The sequence below is a fragment of the Streptomyces sp. NPDC001970 genome (assembly GCF_053594115.1).
Map to the genome: position 1 here is coordinate 1 of NZ_JBSFDW010000025.1, position 17,466 is coordinate 17,466.

Below are 17,466 nucleotides of genomic sequence, written 5' to 3' on the forward strand. Positions count from 1 at the left end.
CCGTTCTTTCATGTCCACGGCCGCACCCGTACCTCTGTCCAGATGATCACCCGCGCCGCACACCTCGAACGAAATCCGGTTTGCCACAACGCACTGATCGAGTCCCGCGGGCAGCACCAGTTCCCAACCGGCCCCCCATCGAAGTCCCCTTCGTCGTGCGACCAGCGCCAGCCCACTACCCAGCGGCCGTAGCGTTGGACGAGGGCATGCGACATGGCGTCGGCCCAGAGCTTGGCCTCGCCCCAGCTCCAGGCACTCATCGCGGAGTCGGCGATGGGGACGTCGGGGCGGCGTGGCACACGCCGAGCCGGCCCGAGCGAGTGCACCACCTGTCTTGCCGACGCGCTGTCGAAGGGACGACGGGTGGGGTCCACCTCGTCCCAGGTCAGATTGCCAGGGGCCAACTCGAGCATCACCGCGCAAGCCTGCCACGTCCACCTGGCGCCCGTTCAAGTGGATTACCGCAGGACGCTGCCCATCAGCGTGGCGTCGACCCGACGCACGGCTCGGGTTCGGGCGTAGGGCTCGTCCGGCCGACGATGAGGAGATGGCTGGTGGCAGGTCCTTCGTCATCGGCACTGTCTATGCAAACGGGCGGCCCGGCCCGGGGAAGCGGGCTCCTCGGGTCCCTGGGAGGGCGAGATGGCGAGGAAGGCGTGGTCGCCTTGTTCGGGCCAGGACTCGGGGACGGCCACGCACACCCCGAGAGGAGTGACCGTGACACCGACAGCAGCGAGATGGAGGAAGAGAGCCTCGTGGTCAGGGGACACGTCGTGGCAGCCGGCGCCATCTGGGTCGGGCTCCTTTACAGTGCGAGGACGTTTCCGTGACCGGCGCGGGCCAGTACGTCGACGCTCTGCGCAGTACGCTTTCCTCGCCGTGGACGGCAAGGAGTTCGACCTCCTCGCGCGGGCGATCCGTAAGACCGTGTACGGCGATCCCTGCTGATCGACACTCGAAAGGCCATCCGGGCCGTCGGCGCCGTAACTGCGAGGGCGCAGCGCCGTTGAGCATGGCAACGCGTGACTGAACTCCGTCCCCGCGGATACGCGTTTGAGGGCCCGAACCGTCGGCTGTTCGGGCCCTCACGGCCGCTCGGGGAGACGGGCCCGTCAGGTGTTCTGTAGGCGCCAGGTCCAAAGTCATCCGGGTCACGCTGGGCGCGTGCTGCTCGTGAGTCTTCGATGACGCGATGCTCAAGCGCTGTGAGGCGATCATGAGCCAGGTCTGCGCGGGCCTCGAGGCGGAACTCAGGGAGTTCAACGGCGAAGGCGACCATGTGCACCTGCTGGTGCACTACCCGCCGAAGGTGGCCTTGTCCCAACTGATCAACAGCCCCGAGGGCGTCAGCGCCTGATATCTACTGACGAACGATGCTGATCGGCGCACCGCCACAGGAACCGGCGAAGTATGAGCGGGACCAGAAGACGGACTCAAGCCCGATGCGATTGATCCTGCCGGTGTATTCGGCACGCAGTCAAAGGCCAGCGGCGTCCGCTGCGAACACCGTCCCGCAGATACAGAGAACTCCGGCGCTGCGCGCCCCAGGCCAAGGATCGCTTTCACCCCCTGGCTGAAGCCAGGGGTACGCAGCGAAGATCAAGGGATGGAAACAACAGTGGCCCAGAACGCTCAGCGGCTCGCGCTGCCAGCCATGCCGGGCGGGATGACAGACTCGGCCGTCTGCCACCGCCGTGCGTCCCGTTCGGCGGCGACTCTGCCCGAGCGGCCCGGACCGGTCGCCTCCGCCGAAGCCGCGGGATCAACACCGTGCCCGGCCTGTCCGAGCTCGGAAACCTCGCCACGCTGGCCCGTGCGGCTGACATCTCGTCCGAGGACCTGATCGTGCACGTGTTGGACACGGCTTTCATGAAGCCCGCCTGGATGCCGTAGCAGACTGTGGGGCCATGACTGGCTCCATGACCATGCACCGTGTCCCGTACTACTCGCAGTGGGAGTCCGCCGACCTGGTACCCGAATTCGTCACCGGCGCCAGGTCGGCGGCCGACGACCCGCTCTGGCAGAAGTCCGGCGCCGACAGCCGCGAGGAGTACGCGTTCTGGGCGCCGCGCATGTGCGGCGTGGCCTGTCTCCGGATGGCCCTGGACTTCTGGGGTCACCCGGTGCCGCCATCCGTACCGCTGCTGCGCGAAGCCCTTGCCGCCGGCGCATACGTGCGCACCGGGGAGGCGACCGTGAAGGGCCTGATCTACGCGCCGTTCGCCGACTGGGTCAGGCGCCGCTGGGGACTGCGTGCCGAGGCCCGGCCCCAGCTGGCGGCCGAGGAAATCGATGCCGAGGTCGCGCGGGGAAATCTGCTGCTGCTGTCCGTACACAGGACCATCCGCACGCTTGATCCGGCACCGGCCGGACGCGGCGGGCACCTGGTGCTCGCCGTCGGCTCCGGTGCCCGCGGGGTCGTGCTGCACAACCCGTCCGGCCTGCCCGGTCAGTCCCAGGAGTTCCACGCCCTGTCCTGGACGGACCTCGACCGCTTCTACGCAGGCCGCGGAGTCGTCCTCGGCGCCGCACAAGGAGCCTCATGATGCTGGGTCCGCCGCCGCTGTGCTGCCCCCGTGCCACGCAGGAGGCGCGATAAAGCCGGACGGATCCGACTCACGTCGCCAGGTTCCTGCGGTCAGGCGCCAGTCACCTATGGCGCTGCGCCGTAGCCGCTGGACCTCGATCCACCGTTCGTCGACTCCGGCGAACGCGCGCCTCGCCTGCTCCCCCGCACCGCGGGCCCGTTGGACTGCCAACTGCGTGGCATTCTCACCATCTGGAGCCCGGGGAACTCCGTAGTAGTGGCGCATCAGCGTGCCGGTGACAGTCCGGAAGCGGAAGCCCACCAGCCACTGCTCGTCACTGTGCATCGCCGGCACAGGGCCGTCCGAGCCAGGACGGTGCGGGGAGTTCATGTCCACTGGGTGAAGCGGCGGTGGGCGGCCGGCCCTTACGGCTCGCACACCGGCGGCAGCTGCCGCCAGGTACAGCCCGAGGTCGCCACGTAGATGATCGCCGCAAGCACCACGCGGTCCCCGTACCGGCACCGGCCCCCGCCTGCGGGCGCGTCGGCGCAGGCGGCACCACCCGCTGGAACAGCTCCCATGACTCGTCCGGCGCCACCCGATCGGCCAGACCATGCCCCGCAAGGTAGCGGCGCTCGATCGCACTGCATCTGGGGGTCTTGCTCGTCAGGGCCGACGCGGCCCGGTGAGAGCGGCCTCGACGGCCTCGCCCGTCATCTCGATGACGATGGCATCATGTTGCATCCCTGGCGGAAGGCCTGCGAGCTCCTCCGCCCGGCACACGACTCCAACCCTGCTTGGGTTGATGATGATCGCGCCGAGCCGGGAGACCAGCTCCGCGACAATGCCGAACACGCCGCCGGCGTGTGGGCGGTGCACCGTGATGCCGTACTCATCGACAAACATTTCGGCTTCGCTTCCGTCCGAAGCCCGGATCCAGAATCCCAGGGTCCCGTCCTCGCCCACCGTGAGCTGCGGATCCCCGACATGGTGCGGTTCCAGAACAGCCCGCACCAGCTCCATGTCCAGCGGCACGGGCACCTCACCACCGTCAACGAACTTGTAGATCATCGGACTCCAACCCAAGACGTCCCCTCCACCTCCGGCGGAACCAGGCTGGAGCACAAACCTGATCCCGTTGATGCCGTAGTCGATCAGCCAGTGCTGCGGCACCAGCCCCACCCCGGGACCGCGCCGGTACGGGCGGCACGGCCCAAAGCTGCTCGCGTTCCTCGTCTGGCACCAACCACTGCACCGGGTCCCATCCCCGCAGGGTAGCGCCGAGCGCACCAGATGAGACCAGCTCCAAGGGCTGTCCCGGATACCGGGGCCGCGGGTCAGGTCGTCTCTCGATCTGTGCCGATGGCGCCGGCGGAGCGAAGGTACTGGCCCAGGTCTCCAGTGAGTACGCGGGGGTGACGCCGCCACCACCACATGTCGGGGTGGGGCAGTGCATGGAACTGGTCGAGGGCCAGGCCGTCGTCTGCAACCGTCGCCGCTCTGAACCGGTCGTCCAACGTCTTGATCTGCGGCGTCCACAGCTGGACGACATGGTCGTGCAGCAGGAGCCACGCCTCGTGGAGCCAGTTCCGGCAGTAGAGGTCGTTGGTGTACTCGTAGATGGCGTCGCCGTACCCGCGCTCCACCGAGCCCACCAGCGCCGCCCACGCGTTCACCCTGTCGGTGACTGTGAATGCCGTCCGCCAGCCGCGCCGATGCAGTAGCTCGCCCACCTCGGCTTCATCGTGAGTGCTCATCGTGGCGAGGTTCTCACGGCGACGTCGGCGGGACCAGTGAGCTCTGTCCGGACTCCGCTCCAGGCACTGACCGGGACCTTGGGGGCAGTGAGACGATCTTGTCGTGGCCGGCGTGATCACGGCTTCAAAGTGTCCCGGATACCCCCGTTCACCGGGCTGAGCCCACGGTTGTTCGGAAAGTCATCGGATGTTCCGGATGCTCACGCGGTACTCCGGTCCGGTCGATCCGGGGTCGGGGATGTCGGAGCCACAGGGCGCCAGAAAGGCGAAAGTGCCCAGGATCGGCCCCGCGCACTCCGGTCACGATCCGTGGGATGCAGCGTGACCGCTACGGATCCCGAACATGTTGCCGGGGGTGTGCCGGTCCACCAAGGCAGCGGCCGTCGCAGTTGGCCAGCGGGTACGCCGGAGACCGCCCGCCTCGTCGATGCGCAGGGCGACCGTAGTGGTGTCGTGGGAGAACGGCCCGTGCGGACCGACCGCTCCACCCCCTGGAACAACGCCGCGGTACGTGCCGGTCCGGGCCTCGCCGGAGCGATGCTCTCCGTCGTCGGCTCCCGCTGGCTGTCGTCCCCTCTTCGTCGGGTGGTGCGGTGACCGGGCGGGCTGTTCCGTCTCCGGTGTCCTGTCCTCGTCCGGCGCAGTCGCACCGGCGCCTGGCGAGTCGGGGTCCGACGCTGGTGGGACTGGGGAGGGAGGCGGCCATGAGGATCGACGTTCACGCGCGCATCTGGACGGATGGCTCTCTCGACCTGTTCGACCGCTATGGCAAGACTCGTGAGGTTGAACTCGTGATGTCGTAGGGGCTGACGGCTCCTGGTCCGTGCACTATCACCAGGGCGTGCGCGATGCACGGGGCGGCAGGCTGACCGCAGAACGGCAGCAATTGCGCGAGCTTGGTTCCGGAGGGCGGAGGCCGCATTGTTCGGCGGCTCGATACCGAATGTGGACCAGGGAAGATTGAGCGGCTGAGAAGGAGAACGCCGTATTGCGCCGGGCGAAGGAAAAGGTCGTCAGCCTAGAGCAATGTCGGTTGAGGCGCCACCCGCCGGGGAACCAACCGTAGCGTTGTATGAATTCACATGGCGGCCCGCCGGGCAGGCGGTGACACTGAGAACAGCAGCGCCTGAAGACAGGTGGGCCATGCATACCGTTGAAGAGACGATTGAAATCGCGGTACCGGTACGTACCGCCTACAACCAGTGGACGCAGTTCAAGAGCTTTCCGCGGTTCATGTCCGTGGTGAAGAGCGTCGAGCAGATCCGCCCCAATCTCACCCGGTGGGTGATCGGGTTCGGCCCGTTGCGACACGAGTTCGAGGCGGAAATCGTGGAGCAGCTGCCCGACTCTCTCGTGGCATGGCGGAGCCTGGACCGGTGTTCCAACCACCGGGGTGAGGTGTCGTTCCGCGCGATCGCATCGGACCGTACCGCGGTCTTCGTCCGCATGCGCGTCAAACCGCACAGAGTCACGGGCCTCCTCACCCATGCCCCCGGGTTCACGCGTCGTGTGGTCCGGGCCGAACTCGGCCACTTCAAAGAGTTCATCGAGGGTCTCGGGCAAGAGGGCGGGGCCTGGCGGGGAAGCGTCCACAACGGCCACGTCCAGCCTATGGAGCCGGAACCACCCAGAAGCCGGGTCCCTCACTGGCCTGTCGGCTGATCCGCCTGCCTGAGAGCACGAGAGCGAGAAGCACGCCCGATGAAGAAGCCACCGAGCGAAGAGCCGGACGAACGACTCACCGTGACTCCGCCCAAGAAGTGGGCGGCGGGGGTGCCCGCGGTGACCCACGCCTTGGAGTACTCCCTCGAGGAGACGTCGGTGCGGCGAGCCGGACTGACACTGCTGACCATGAACCAGGTGAACGGAATCGATTGCCCCGGCTGCGCCTGGGCCGATCCCTCTCCCGGACACAGGCACCTCAACGAGTACTGCGAGAACGGCGCCAAGCACATCAACGACGAGGCGACGTCACGGCGCATCACGGCCGACTTCTTCCGCAGGCACACGGTCTCCGAACTGGGCCGACGGTCCGATCTGTGGCTCAACCAACAGGGCCGGCTGACCGAGCCGATGGTCAAACGGCCTGATTCGGCTCACTACGAGCCGATCAGTTGGCACGACGCCATGGGGCTGCTGGCCGAGGAGCTGAAGGCGCTGGACTCGCCCGACGAGGCCGTCTTCTACACGTCAGGCAGGGTAAGCAACGAGGCTGCGTTCCTTCTCCAGCTCTTCGCCAGGCTTTTCGGCACCAACAACCTGCCCGACTGCAGCAATATGTGCCATGAGTCCAGCGGCTTCGCCTTGCATGAGACTCTGGGCACCGGCAAGGGAACGGTGAGCCTGGAGGACATCCACCACGCCGATCTGATCTTCCTTGTGGGGCAGAACCCCGGCACCAACCATCCGCGGCAACTCTCCGCGCTGGAGCAGGCCAAGAACAACGGCGCCCGCATCATCGCAGTGAATCCCCTGCCCGAGGCAGGACTGCTGCGGTTCAAGAACCCGCAGAACGCTCGCGGGGTGGTCGGGCGCGGTGTACAGATCGCCGATCGGTTCCTTCAGATCCGCAGCGGCGGCGACCTCGCACTGTTCCAGGGCCTGAACCGGCTCCTGCTGGAGGCGGAGGACGCCCGGCCGGGCACCGTGCTCGACCAGGACTTCATTCGCTCCAACACCAGCGGCTTCGAGGAGTTCGCCCAGCACGCCCGAACCATCGCCTGGAAAGACGTCCTCACCGCGACCGGACTGACCCGAGACGAGATCGAGAAGGTCCGGGACGAGGTCCTGCACAGCGACCGCGTCATCGTCTGCTGGGCCATGGGGGTGACGCAACAGAGGCACGGGGTCCCCACCATCAGGGAGATCGTGAACTTCCTGCTGCTGCGCGGAAACCTCGGCAGGGCCGGAGCCGGGGCCTGCCCGGTGCGCGGGCACAGCAACGTCCAGGGCGACCGCACGATGGGCATCTGGGAGCAGATGCCCGACTCCTTCCTCGACGCGCTGCAGAAGGAATTCGGCTTCGACCCGCCTCGCGCCCACGGGCTCGATTCGGTGAACTCGATCAAAGCCATGCGCGAAGGCCGTATCAAGGTCTTCCTCGGCGTCGCGGGCAACTTCGTCCGGGCCGCTCCGGACAGTGCCGTCACCGAGGACGCCATGCGGCGATGCAGCCTCACCGCCCACATCTCCACCAAGCTCAACAAGTCTCATACGGTCTGCGGCCGGACCGCGCTCATCCTGCCGACCCTGGGCCGCACCGAACGGGACACCCAGGCCACCGGCGAGCAGTTCGTCACCGTGGAGAACTCGATGAGCGAGGTGCACACCTCCCACGGGCGCCTGGAGCCGGCCTCCAAGCTCCTGCTCAGCGAGGTCGCCATCCTGTGTCGGCTCGCCCGCCGAACCCTTGACGGCAAGGCCGGAATTCCGTGGCATCAGTTCGAAGCCGACTACGGGACCATCCGAGACCGGATCTCCCACGTCGTGCAAGGACTGCACGACTTCAACCGTCGGGTGACCCGTCCCGGCGGGATCAGGCTGCCCAATCCCGTCAACGAAGGGGTCTATCCCACTCCCGTCGGCAAGGCCCTGTTCACCTGCAACGCCTGGGAGATGTCGCACGCCCCCGAGGGGCACCTGCTGCTGCAGACGCTGCGCTCCCACGACCAGTGGAACACCATCCCGTACACGGACAACGACCGCTATCGAGGCATCCACGGAAGCCGCAGAGTGGTCCTGGTGAACCCACAGGACGTGTCCCGACTCGGTTTGGCAGAGGGCCAGCGTGTCGACCTGGTGAGCGTGTGGGCCGACAATGCTGAGCGCCGCGCAGAGGGATTCGAGGTCGTCCCCTACCCGACGGCCCCCGGCTGCACCGCCGCGTACTACCCGGAGACCAACGTCCTGTTGCCACTGGACAGCGTGGCCGAGAGCAGCAACCAACCGACCGCCAAAGGCATCGTCGTCCGACTGGAGCCCGCAGCCGCCCGTGCGGAGTGAGTGTCATCCGGATGCCTTCGGCAGGGACGGGATGTGAGCCGTTCCGGGTGCACGGTCAACCTGGGGCGACGCTCTTCGAAGAGCCCGGCGCACGGTCTCAGGCGTCCACTCTGATCCCTGATCGCGACCGCGGCCCTCCGACTGATCGAACCCTGCTCCTGCGGTCCCTGACCGGGGGTACGAACGCCGTCCCCCGGGCACGGCCACGGCGGAGGCGCGGGCGCGATCGCGCCGTGGTCCGCGGCGACACCCGGACGTCCTACGGTTCGACGAACGCCCGGGTCAGATGGGCAGGTGCCAGCAGGGCCTGGTGTGCCGCAGCTCGCTCCAGCAGTGCCTCGCGGGAGGCGCGGGCGGTGTCCGGGTCGCGCTCGTGGGCGTAGGCGACGGCCGGACTGCCCAACTGGACGGCGTGCACAAGTGCGTCGCCGGTGACGACGACATCCCGGCCGCCGGGCTGTTCGACAAGGACGGACTGGTGGCCGGGTGTGTGTCCGGGCGTGGGAAGCAGGGTCACCCTCCGCATCAGCCCATGCTCCCCGTGCACCTCGTCGAGCTGTCCCGTTGCGCGCAGCGGTTCGACGACCCACTGCCACACCGGGTCCGACCGATCGAGGGCAGCTGTCTCCGCGTGCTGGACGACGTAGCGGGCCCGGGGAAACAAGGGGTCCCCGGCAGCTGTCGTCGACCAGCCCACATGGTCCTCGTGCAGGTGGGTCAGGACGACAGCCGCCACGTCCGGCGGCGCGATCCCGGCCTCGGCGAGCGCCTCCGGCAGCCGGCCGGGTACCGGGCACCACGGAGCACCAGGGCCCTCGGCCGGCCCGACACCCGCGTCGACCAGGACCCAACGCCCGCCTGGCCACTCGATCGCGAAGCACCAGAAGTTCAGCCGCCACGTCCCGTCCGGCCCTCGTGCGCCCGGATCGAGAGAGGCCGCGCGTGCCCAGTCACTTTCGCCCGCGCCGGGAAAGGCGAGCCGTTCCGGCTTGAAGAACGTACCGGCGGCGTCCAGCAACGCGAGCACCCTTCCGTGCCGTTCCAATCGGCCCTCCTGTGTCAGGTCCGGTCAGTTTCCGCCCCGCCCCACCTGTCCTCACCGTTGCAGTCGCTGCGAGCACGGATTGCCTCGGACGAACCGGTCCACCCCGACGAACGCCCGGTAAGAATGCCGGCACACCGCCAAGGAGAACCGGCCCACTCAGGAGACGTTCCACTGCCGCTCGTGCGGCCACTCTGCACACGCTGGCACGGTGGGAGCCCTCAACGTTCCACGGGCCGGGCTGGTCCGTCGCAACGCCAACCAGGCTTGGCGAGAAGCCCCCGGCTCCAGCCGGGGGAGGAGTCACGACCGCCTGCAGCGCCGGCCCGGCCCTCCAGGCCGTCGGCTTCCGCATCCGCCGCTCCCTCAGCGTGACCGTCGACGGATCCGTCTCCGTCTCCCTGACCCCGTACGCGCGTCTCGTGTCCAACTTCCTCGACACCGTGAGCAACATTCTCCAGTTGACCGTCGTTCTGCTCGGCCCCAGCATGGCCATCTACGCCACCGGCATCCTGCTGCGCCGCAACCGCCACGACGGCCTCGAGCTCACGGACGAGACCCCCGGCAGCCCCTTCTGGTACACCGGCGGTGTCAACTGGGCAGGCGCCCTCGCGCTCATGGCGGGCCTCACCGCAGCCGCCCTCCGCGTCAACACCCTGTACACCGGCCCGATCGCGCACGCCCTCGGCGGTGTCGACCTCGCCCTGCCCGCCGGCATCACCGTCGCATCGGCCGCCTACGCGATCCTGATGCGGCGCACGCTGACCGGGCCGGGCGCAGCGGTACGCGCATGAGCCGGCTGAGGAACTGCAGACCAGGCGCGTGACCGCCTTGGCAGACGCTTCAAGGCCGTGACGTCACCGGTCACGGCGATGCCGCCGGGAGCAAGTCCGAGGGCGGCAGCGGTCAACTGTCCGATGATCCGTCAACCCGGCTGGTTCACGCCTGAAACTCGGTGAGGTCGATGCTGTGAACGCTCAGTGGGAAGCCGTACACCGGGTGTGCCGTCTCGCGCTCCGGCACCATACCGAGCTTGCGGATGACGTTCTCGGAGGCGTCGTCCCCCACGCGGTTGATGCTGATGACGCGGTCGAGGCCGCGGTCCTGGAGCGCGAACTCCAGGGTGGCGTGGGCGGCTTCGGATGCGTATCCCTGGCCCCAGAACTGCGAGCCGAGCCGCCAGCTGATAGCCACGGCGGGCAGCACCTCCGGCAGGAACTCGGGCACGGACAGACCCGTGAAACCGGCCAGTTCGCCCGAGGCCAGCAGCTCGACGGCGAAGAGGCCGAAGCCCTCCTCGTCCCACTCCTCCTCCCACCCCTCGATGTCCTCCGCCGTGCGGTCCAGGTCGCGCACCGACCCGTCGTCGACCCAGCGCATGACCTGCGGGTCCGCATGGATGTCCGCCATAGGCGCGAGGTCGTCGTCATACCAGCGACGGAGGATGAGGCGGGGGGTGCGGATCTCGGTCATGGCACCCATCCTGCCCAAGGCAAGGGCCTCACCGGAAATCGGCACGTGCCCGTGTTGCCTCTCCGGACCGCACGTCATCAGGCCGCCCGCACCGGACAGTGCAGCCGGTGAAGCACCGGTCCGACAGCAGCGGAGAGATGCCGTGCCACCTCGCCGACGCGGTCGAGGGGCGAGACCGACTCGGAAACGGCCTGTTGCAGCTTGCGGCAGCGGGGTGAGGCGTTGCCTGGACCGGCAATTTGCCCGGGGAGGCAGGGTCCCCGGAAGGGACTTGCCTCGGGCCAGGAACCGGGGGGAGCGGCATGCGGCCGGCCGTTGGCCGGCCAGGACCACCGGTTCAACGAGATCGGCCTGGCCTGCCTGGACCCTCGATCGGCGGGAAGCCGTCCCCGCCGGCTCAGCGATGACGACGAGGGCTTCGTCATGAGGGTTGTGTCACCGGGTTCGGGGCACCGCCCGAACCCGTCGAGCGCAGCAGGGTGCGCCGCCTCAGCACCAGTTGACGTCCTGCGCCGCGAGGTCCGGTGCCCCCGCGGCGCACGGCACCGTCGGCCGGGGCCGCCGACGACGACCGCTCACCCGGCCTTCACCGGGGTGACATGGCCCGTGACACGCAGCGAGCCGTCACGGAGCCGTGACCGGACCAACAGGCGCAGCGGCTCGTGCGAACCCCGGGGCAGGTCGGCCGGAGCCTTGACCAACCATCGTGTCCGCACCACCTGCCCGGCTCGCACCGGCGTCGGGTGGATCGTCTCGCGTGGCGCGACCTGCCAGCCGAGGGGTGCCAGCAGCTCCGGCCGGACGACCACGGTGCCGGTTGCCCTGACCGTGGCCGTTACCTCCACCGCCTTGCCCGGCTCCACGGCGATCAGCCCCTGCGGCCCCGTCTCGATCGCGACGTCGAGTCGCGGGTCCTCGGCACGCCACGACTGCCAGGCGCTCACCCCCACGCCGCCGCCTCCGTCGCGTACCGCGGTGAGCCGCAGCCCGTCGGTGGTGACGGTGCGGTCGAGGAGGACTCGGTTGAGGACCCCGCGCTGCGGCTTGGCCGGAGTACGGCGCTGGCCGGGCACCGTACGCCAGTCCCCGTCTGCGGTGCGGTACTCGAGTTCGTAGGAGTCGGGGGTGCGGACGCCGCCGCCGTCGTCGTAGAACGAGATCCGCACGTCCGACACCAGGGTCGGGACGCCGAGGTCCACCGCGAGCCAGTCGGTGACGTCCGGGCTCTGATAGTTCGTCCACCGCGACGGCGGTGTGTCGATGTGCAGGTCCTGCCCGTCGATCGCCCTGGCCGGGCTGTCCAGGGGGAATGTGTACGAGGCGCTCGCGGCCGGATACCCGCTCCGGGCGAGGTTCGCCAGGTCGTCGACGACCCTTGGCGGTGTCTCACGGTGCGGTGCCCTGCCGGTCTCGAGCCGTACGGGCTCGAGACCGTTCTGGCGGTGCACCCTCCTGCCGTCGAGCCACACGGTCAGGCCGGCACCGCGCCCGTACGTCCCGCCGTCGCGGTCCCACAGCACGGTGAGATTGCGGCCCTGGTAGGCGAGGTTTTCCACCGCGAAGTGGTCCCACTCCCCGGGGACGAGCGGCGCGATCTCGACACTGGCACCGACCTGGGGGCGGATCCCGAGCAGGCCGGAGAGGACGAGGTCGTTGAAGGTCGAGTGGTTGTAGTCCTCGCTGTGCCCGCGGCCGTCGTAGATCCAGCGGTCCTCGTCGGGATGGTGTGCTTCGGCGACGTAGGGTCTGCCGTTCTTGCGGTGGGTGAGGGCGTACGCGCGGAGCGCGTCGTAGTAGTCGGCGCGGCCGACGTAGGGCTGATCGGGGTAGTCGATGAGGAGGTTGGCGAGCGCGGTGAGGGTGTGGCTGGTGGAGAACGGCCAGCTGGGGCCGTTCCACCGGCAGCAGCCCTCGAGCGCCTGGTGCATGAACCACGGGCTGCGCCGCTCGACCGTCGTCGGGCCGAAAGGCGCGGAGAAGCCCTGGGGGTCGGTCAGTTGGGCCCACGCGGCGGCGTTCTCGGCCGGCGCCATGTGGAAGTACCAGGGTACGAAGCCGATCTGCTCCCGGTCGGCGATCTTCCGGCGGTCAGGATTCCCGTCACGCATGACGTGCTTGTAGAACTGGTCCTCCTCGTCCCACAGCCAGCGCTCCTGGTTCGCCCGCAGCGCGCTCGCGCGGTCGTCGTACCGCTGGGCCTGCTCGAGGTCTCCGGACCTCCCCCGCCGCCGCAGCAGTGTGGCGATCGCCTTGGCGTCGCCGTACTGGTACGCGTTCAGTGTCGGGCGGAACCCGTCGCCACCGTGGTAGGGGTCGTCGCTCTGGTAGGAGCTCGCCGTGTACTCCATCGCGTCCCACACAGGCGTCTGCCAGTACAGGCCGAGTTCGCCGTCGTACTGCGGAGCCCACCTTTCCCACTGTCGCTCCAGCTCGGGGAGGCGGTCTGTGGCGAAGTCCCAGCGCCCGTCCGTGGCGGCCCTGGCCACGACGGCGTCGGCGATCCAGAAGGAGTACTGGTGTGCCCAGTCGGTGGTGTTCTTGTTGAGGAAGTCCGTGGCCGGCTTGGGCCCGGCGCCGCTGCCGCGCAGCCAGTAGTCGATGTAGTCGTCGAGGTAGCGGCTGTCGCGCAGCCAGCGGGCCTCGCGGACATGGTGGGCCGCGGCGGCGACGATCCCGCCGTTCGGCGCGGAGTACCCGACCGGACCGAGGAACTCCGAGAAGATCCAGCCCTCTTCCGGCCCGGTGTACTTCAGCGCATGCTTGATCACCCGCCATCGGTAGTAGTAGGTGTCCTTGATCGCCTGGTCGGGCACGTCGACGAAGGGGATGTTCGCCTCGTACCACTCCGCCTCGACGACGTCGCCGAGCAGTGCCTCGTGGTCGAGGACCGCCGTGCCACGACCCACCTCGGGGTACATGGGGAGCACGATCGGTCGGCTGCCGGTCGAGGCGGCGGAGGCGGCATGGGCACCGCCGGCTTCGGTCTGGCGGGCGGCGGCGCCGGGTGCGAGGGGACCGGTCAGGGCGGCGGCACCCAGGACCAGAGTGCCGGTGTGCAGGAACTGTCGTCGGTCGAGGGCCATGCGGGTGCTCCGTCTCTCCGTACCAGGTGAACAGTCAGGGGTGGTGCGGGGCGGGCCGGTTCGTCACGAGGCGGCGCTCGCCGGGCACCGGGCGCGGGCGGCGGGTTCCACGTTGCAGCCGGGTGCGCGGTTCCCCGGCGAGCGGACCGTGGCCCGCTCGCCGGGGAACCCTGGTGATGCTCAGGACTACGACTTCTCCTGGGCGTGGAGCGCGCTCACCTCCTCGGTGGTGAGCGCCTTGTCGTAGGCGTGGACCTGGTCGATCGCGCCGTGCCAGAAGTCGACGTTCCCGCCGCCCCACTGGGCGCGGCCGACGGCGAGCGGTCCGGTGCTGACGTCGGCCGGCCCGGGGGCGGCCGTCGCGACGAGCTTGCCGTCGAGGTAGAGCTTGATCTCGTTGCTCGCGGTGTCCCGCACACCGACGAGGTGGTACCAGCGGCCCAGTTCGGGCCTGGTCTCCAGGCGGGCGCGGTTGCCGCCCGGCGTGCTGAAGGCGAAGGCGCCCTGACCGTACTGCAGGTAGAAGGGGTTCTCCTGGCGCCGGCCGTCCTGGCTGACCACGGTCGCATAGTTGCCGGGGAGGGAGTCGAGCGTGACCCAGGCGGAGATGGAATAGCTCTTCGTGGTGTCGACCACGGGGCCGTCGGTCTCGGCGTACTGGCTCTGGCCGTCGAACTTCAGGGCGCTGCCACTGACGCCCGGGGTCCAGGTGGTGCCCGCGGTGAGCTGCAAAGGCTTGTTGTTGGGGCCCTTGTCCTGCGCGGTGGTGCCCTTGCCCTCGTCGAGGGTCCAGAAGCCACCGCCCTTCAGCTCGTCCCTCTCACCGGCGGCGGCGCCGGCCGCGATGACCTTGCGGTTGATCTCGCGCACCCTGACCGGGTCGATCTTGATCTCACGGCGGTCGTACGTGTAGAGGCCGTTGAGCTCGTTCTCCAGGTCGGAGATCTGCGTGTACACCGAACCGGAGAGTTCGGCCCCGGCCGCCTCGAGGTAGAATCTCTCCGTGTTCTCGACGTACTTGCGGGTGAGCGCCTCCTTGTCGGCGACGCCGCTGTAGATCACCGTCGGGGCGCCCGGCCACATGTGGCCCGGGGTGCGGAGGGTGAAGCCGCCGTGCTCGCCGTGCTCGCCGTCCATGGCGGCCCGGTGGTCGGGGAACGGGGGCTCGGTGTTGTTGTAGTCGTGGTGGTCGATGATGTCGCCCTTGCCCGAGTCACCCTTGGAGTTGCAGCAGTTGACACCGCTGTGGGCGTTGACGACACGGGACGGGTCGGCGGCCATGACGGACTCGGCGATGCGGCCGCTCTCCTCGCGGTTCCACTCGCCCCAGCCCTCGTTGAAGACGATCCAGCCGATGACGGCGGGCGAGTTGTGATGCTGTCGCATCACCTCCCGGCCCTGGTCGACGAAGGCCTTCCGGCCCGTCTCGTTGGTGATGTTCCCGGAGACGAAGTCCTGCCAGACCAGCAGGCCGAGCTTGTCCGCGTGGTAGAACCAGCGGGGCGACTCCACCTTGATGTGCTTGCGGACGGCGTTGAAGCCGAGCTTCTTGTGCGCCTCGAGATCGAACGCGAGGGCCTTGTCGCTGGGCGGGGTGTACAGGCCGTCGGGCCAGAAGCCCTGGTCGAGCGTGGCGAGGGAGAAGATCGGTTTTCCGTTGAGCACCAGCTTCTGGAAGCCGCCGACTTTCTCGATGCCTATCTTCCGCATACCGAAGTAGCTGTCGATGGTGTCGGTCGACCTGCCGTCGGTCAGCTTGACGTCGAGGTCGTAGAGGTACGGGTCGTCCGGGCTCCACAGGTACTGCTCGGCCACGGGCAGGCGCAGCTTGCTGTTGGCCGGCCCGCTGACCCTGCCGACGACCTTGCCGCGGGCGTCGCGGGCGACAGCTTCGACGCGGGCCTTCGATGAGGCGTCGTCGGACTCGACGGTCACCGCCAGGCTGCTGGTGTCGATGTCGGGCGTGGTGACGACGTTGTCGATGGAGGCGTCGGCGACGGGCTCCATCCAGACCGTCTGCCAGATGCCCGACGACTGGGTGTAGAAGATGCCACCCGGGTTGGTGGACTGCTTGCCCATCGGCTGGTTCGCGCCGCCGGTGTCGGTGACCGCGACGACGACCTCCTGCGGCCCGGTGCCCTTGAGCGCGTCCGTCGCGTCTGCGCTGAAGCCGTCGTAGCCACCGGTGTGTTCGGCGACCTGCTTGCCGTTGACCCAGACGCGGGCGTGGTAGTCGACAGCGTCGAAGTTGAGCTTCAGCCGGTTGCCCTTGCCGACCTTCCAGTCCTTGGGCACGTTCACGAGCCGGCGGTAGAACATGTGGTCCTCGTGCCGCTCGACCCCGGAGAGCTGCGACTCGACCGGGAACGGCACGATGATCTTCTCGTCGAGGTTCTTGCCGAAGACCGGGTTCTCGCCCGCGTCGGCACCGCTGAACTGCCAGGGGCCGTTGAGGTTCTTCCACTTGCCGCGTACCTGCTGCGGGCGGGGGTACTCCGGCAGCGGACTCTTCTCGTCGAGCTTGTCGCCCCACTCGGTGGTGAGCCGGTGGGTGGAGGCGTTCTGCGCCGAGCGGATGATCTGCGGCACGGTCTCGTCGCCGGACTTCAGGCCACCTGAGCCGTCGTAGTCGACCCGGACCTGCTGATTCTTCTGAATCGGCTCCGCGAGGGTGACGATCAGGGAGTTCCGGTCGCCGGGGGCGGCCGCGACCGACTTGATCGGCATGGCCGTCGTGTCGGCCTCGACCTTCAGGTGGTCCTTGACCGCCTGGAGGTCACTGACCCTGTTCTCGAACCTCGCCCGCAGCCGCCGTCCGTCCTCGGCGACGGTCAGCTCCACCGGGTAGACCTCGAAGTCGGCCGGCGGGGTGAAAGCCGACTCCGGCACGAGCTGCTTGGGCATCGTCGGAGTCGACCAGCGCAGGAACATGTTCGCCCCGCCGAAGTCCTGGAACATCTCCAGGCGGAAGTCGTGCTTCTGACCGGCGGTCAGTTCGAGCGGCGCGCTGGTCTGTTCCCTGTCCCAGTCGGGCTCCCAGTGGTCGATGACCGGCTTGCCGTCGATGAAGAGCCGGAAGCCGTTGTCACCGATGCCGTAGAACGTGTAGTCACCGGTGGTGGGCGCCTCGATCTGACCTGTCCAGCGGGCGGTCGTGTGCTCCGCCCGCCCGGTCAGCGACTCGAAGGTGCTCGTCAGACCGGAGAAGTTGATCTGCGGATCAAGCAGTGCGCCGCCGAGCTGGGCGAAGTCCCGCGCGCCTGGCGCCGACATGCTGTAGTACTCGCCCTTCAGGCCGTGCACCTCGATGGCGGCGTCCTCAGCGGAGACAGTGGACGCGCTGCTGGTCGGCTCCGCGGCCGACGCGGTGGAGACCACGCTGCTCGTCGGCAGGACCAGGGCGGCCGCGGTGAGCAGCGCCCACAGCCTGGCTCTTGGGCGGGGGTGTTGTCTTGTCATCGACTCTTTCCTCGTACAGAGGGGATCAGGAGCCGGACCTGGGAGGGGCGCAAACGGCTGAAGAGCCCCGGTGAGGTGCCGTGTTCACCTCGAGGTCATGGCGCCTGGCGGGTCGCCGCACA

The 17,466-nt window shown here is 68.6% G+C and carries 11 protein-coding genes and 5 pseudogenes; 8 read left to right on the forward strand and 8 right to left on the reverse strand.

Annotated features, from left to right (window positions below; translation table 11 throughout):
- Nucleotides 1-1,183: 1,183 nt before the first annotated feature.
- Nucleotides 1,184-1,354, forward strand: a pseudogene (locus ACWCP0_RS26690) (transposase); the annotation flags it as partial.
- 6 nt (nt 1,355-1,360) lie between these two features.
- On the opposite strand, the pseudogene ACWCP0_RS26695 reads toward ACWCP0_RS26690, so the two are convergent.
- Nucleotides 1,361-1,477 (reverse strand): annotated as a pseudogene (locus tag ACWCP0_RS26695) (IS200/IS605 family transposase); the annotation flags it as partial.
- Between the two features lie 293 nt (nt 1,478-1,770).
- On the opposite strand from ACWCP0_RS26695, the gene ACWCP0_RS26700 reads away from it, so the two are divergent.
- Together ACWCP0_RS26700 and ACWCP0_RS26705 are read left to right on the forward strand one after the other, a co-directional pair.
- On the forward strand, nt 1,771-1,893 hold the full coding sequence (locus tag ACWCP0_RS26700) for a hypothetical protein (RefSeq protein WP_451081323.1): 123 nt from the start codon (nt 1,771-1,773) through the stop codon (nt 1,891-1,893).
- A 26-nt stretch (nt 1,894-1,919) separates the two neighbouring features.
- Nucleotides 1,920-2,546 carry a C39 family peptidase gene (locus ACWCP0_RS26705; protein WP_451081324.1) on the forward strand — a complete coding sequence of 209 codons (627 nt, stop codon included), beginning with the start codon at nt 1,920-1,922 and terminating at the stop codon, nt 2,544-2,546.
- A gap of 410 nt (nt 2,547-2,956) precedes the next feature.
- Here ACWCP0_RS26705 and ACWCP0_RS26710 read toward each other — a convergent pair.
- The 3 genes and pseudogenes from ACWCP0_RS26710 to ACWCP0_RS26720 form a co-directional block, all read right to left on the reverse strand.
- Nucleotides 2,957-3,138 (reverse strand): annotated as a pseudogene (locus ACWCP0_RS26710) (transposase); the annotation flags it as partial.
- A 56-nt stretch (nt 3,139-3,194) separates the two neighbouring features.
- On the reverse strand, nt 3,195-3,599 hold the full coding sequence (locus ACWCP0_RS26715) for a hypothetical protein (RefSeq protein WP_451081325.1): 405 nt from the start codon (nt 3,597-3,599) through the stop codon (nt 3,195-3,197).
- A gap of 266 nt (nt 3,600-3,865) precedes the next feature.
- The gene (locus ACWCP0_RS26720) at nt 3,866-4,285 is read right to left on the reverse strand and encodes a hypothetical protein (protein WP_451081326.1); all 420 of its coding nucleotides are present in this window, start codon (nt 4,283-4,285) and stop codon (nt 3,866-3,868) included.
- Nucleotides 4,286-4,753: 468 nt separating this feature from the next.
- Between ACWCP0_RS26720 and ACWCP0_RS26725 the strand changes: the two genes are divergently transcribed.
- The 3 genes from ACWCP0_RS26725 to ACWCP0_RS26735 all read left to right on the forward strand — a co-directional run bounded on the left by ACWCP0_RS26725 (nt 4,754) and on the right by ACWCP0_RS26735 (nt 8,287).
- The gene (locus ACWCP0_RS26725; protein ID WP_451081327.1) at nt 4,754-4,882 is read left to right on the forward strand and encodes a hypothetical protein; all 129 of its coding nucleotides are present in this window, start codon (nt 4,754-4,756) and stop codon (nt 4,880-4,882) included.
- Nucleotides 4,883-5,428: 546 nt separating this feature from the next.
- Entirely contained in the window at nt 5,429-5,947 is a 519-nt protein-coding gene (locus ACWCP0_RS26730) for an SRPBCC family protein (RefSeq protein ID WP_451081410.1), read from the forward strand.
- A 39-nt stretch (nt 5,948-5,986) separates the two neighbouring features.
- Nucleotides 5,987-8,287: an FdhF/YdeP family oxidoreductase gene (locus ACWCP0_RS26735; RefSeq protein ID WP_451081328.1), complete on the forward strand. Its 2,301-nt coding sequence runs from the start codon at nt 5,987-5,989 to the stop codon at nt 8,285-8,287.
- A 259-nt stretch (nt 8,288-8,546) separates the two neighbouring features.
- Here the strand turns inward: ACWCP0_RS26735 and ACWCP0_RS26740 are convergent, their stop codons facing one another.
- Complete coding sequence (locus ACWCP0_RS26740; protein ID WP_451081329.1) at nt 8,547-9,332, reverse strand: MBL fold metallo-hydrolase; 786 nt, start codon at nt 9,330-9,332, stop codon at nt 8,547-8,549.
- A gap of 305 nt (nt 9,333-9,637) precedes the next feature.
- On the opposite strand from ACWCP0_RS26740, the pseudogene ACWCP0_RS26745 reads away from it, so the two are divergent.
- A pseudogene (locus ACWCP0_RS26745) lies at nt 9,638-10,123 on the forward strand (cytosine permease); the annotation flags it as partial.
- Nucleotides 10,124-10,268: 145 nt separating this feature from the next.
- On the opposite strand, the gene ACWCP0_RS26750 reads toward ACWCP0_RS26745, so the two are convergent.
- Nucleotides 10,269-10,802: a GNAT family N-acetyltransferase gene (locus tag ACWCP0_RS26750; protein WP_451081330.1), complete on the reverse strand. Its 534-nt coding sequence runs from the start codon at nt 10,800-10,802 to the stop codon at nt 10,269-10,271.
- A gap of 330 nt (nt 10,803-11,132) precedes the next feature.
- On the opposite strand from ACWCP0_RS26750, the pseudogene ACWCP0_RS26755 reads away from it, so the two are divergent.
- Nucleotides 11,133-11,228, forward strand: a pseudogene (locus ACWCP0_RS26755) (helix-turn-helix domain-containing protein); the annotation flags it as partial.
- A 149-nt stretch (nt 11,229-11,377) separates the two neighbouring features.
- On the opposite strand, the gene ACWCP0_RS26760 reads toward ACWCP0_RS26755, so the two are convergent.
- Together ACWCP0_RS26760 and ACWCP0_RS26765 are read right to left on the reverse strand one after the other, a co-directional pair.
- Entirely contained in the window at nt 11,378-13,885 is a 2,508-nt protein-coding gene (locus ACWCP0_RS26760) for an MGH1-like glycoside hydrolase domain-containing protein (protein WP_451081331.1), read from the reverse strand.
- Nucleotides 13,886-14,071: 186 nt separating this feature from the next.
- Nucleotides 14,072-17,344 carry a LamG-like jellyroll fold domain-containing protein gene (locus tag ACWCP0_RS26765; protein WP_451081332.1) on the reverse strand — a complete coding sequence of 1,091 codons (3,273 nt, stop codon included), beginning with the start codon at nt 17,342-17,344 and terminating at the stop codon, nt 14,072-14,074.
- Nucleotides 17,345-17,466 lie beyond the last annotated feature (122 nt).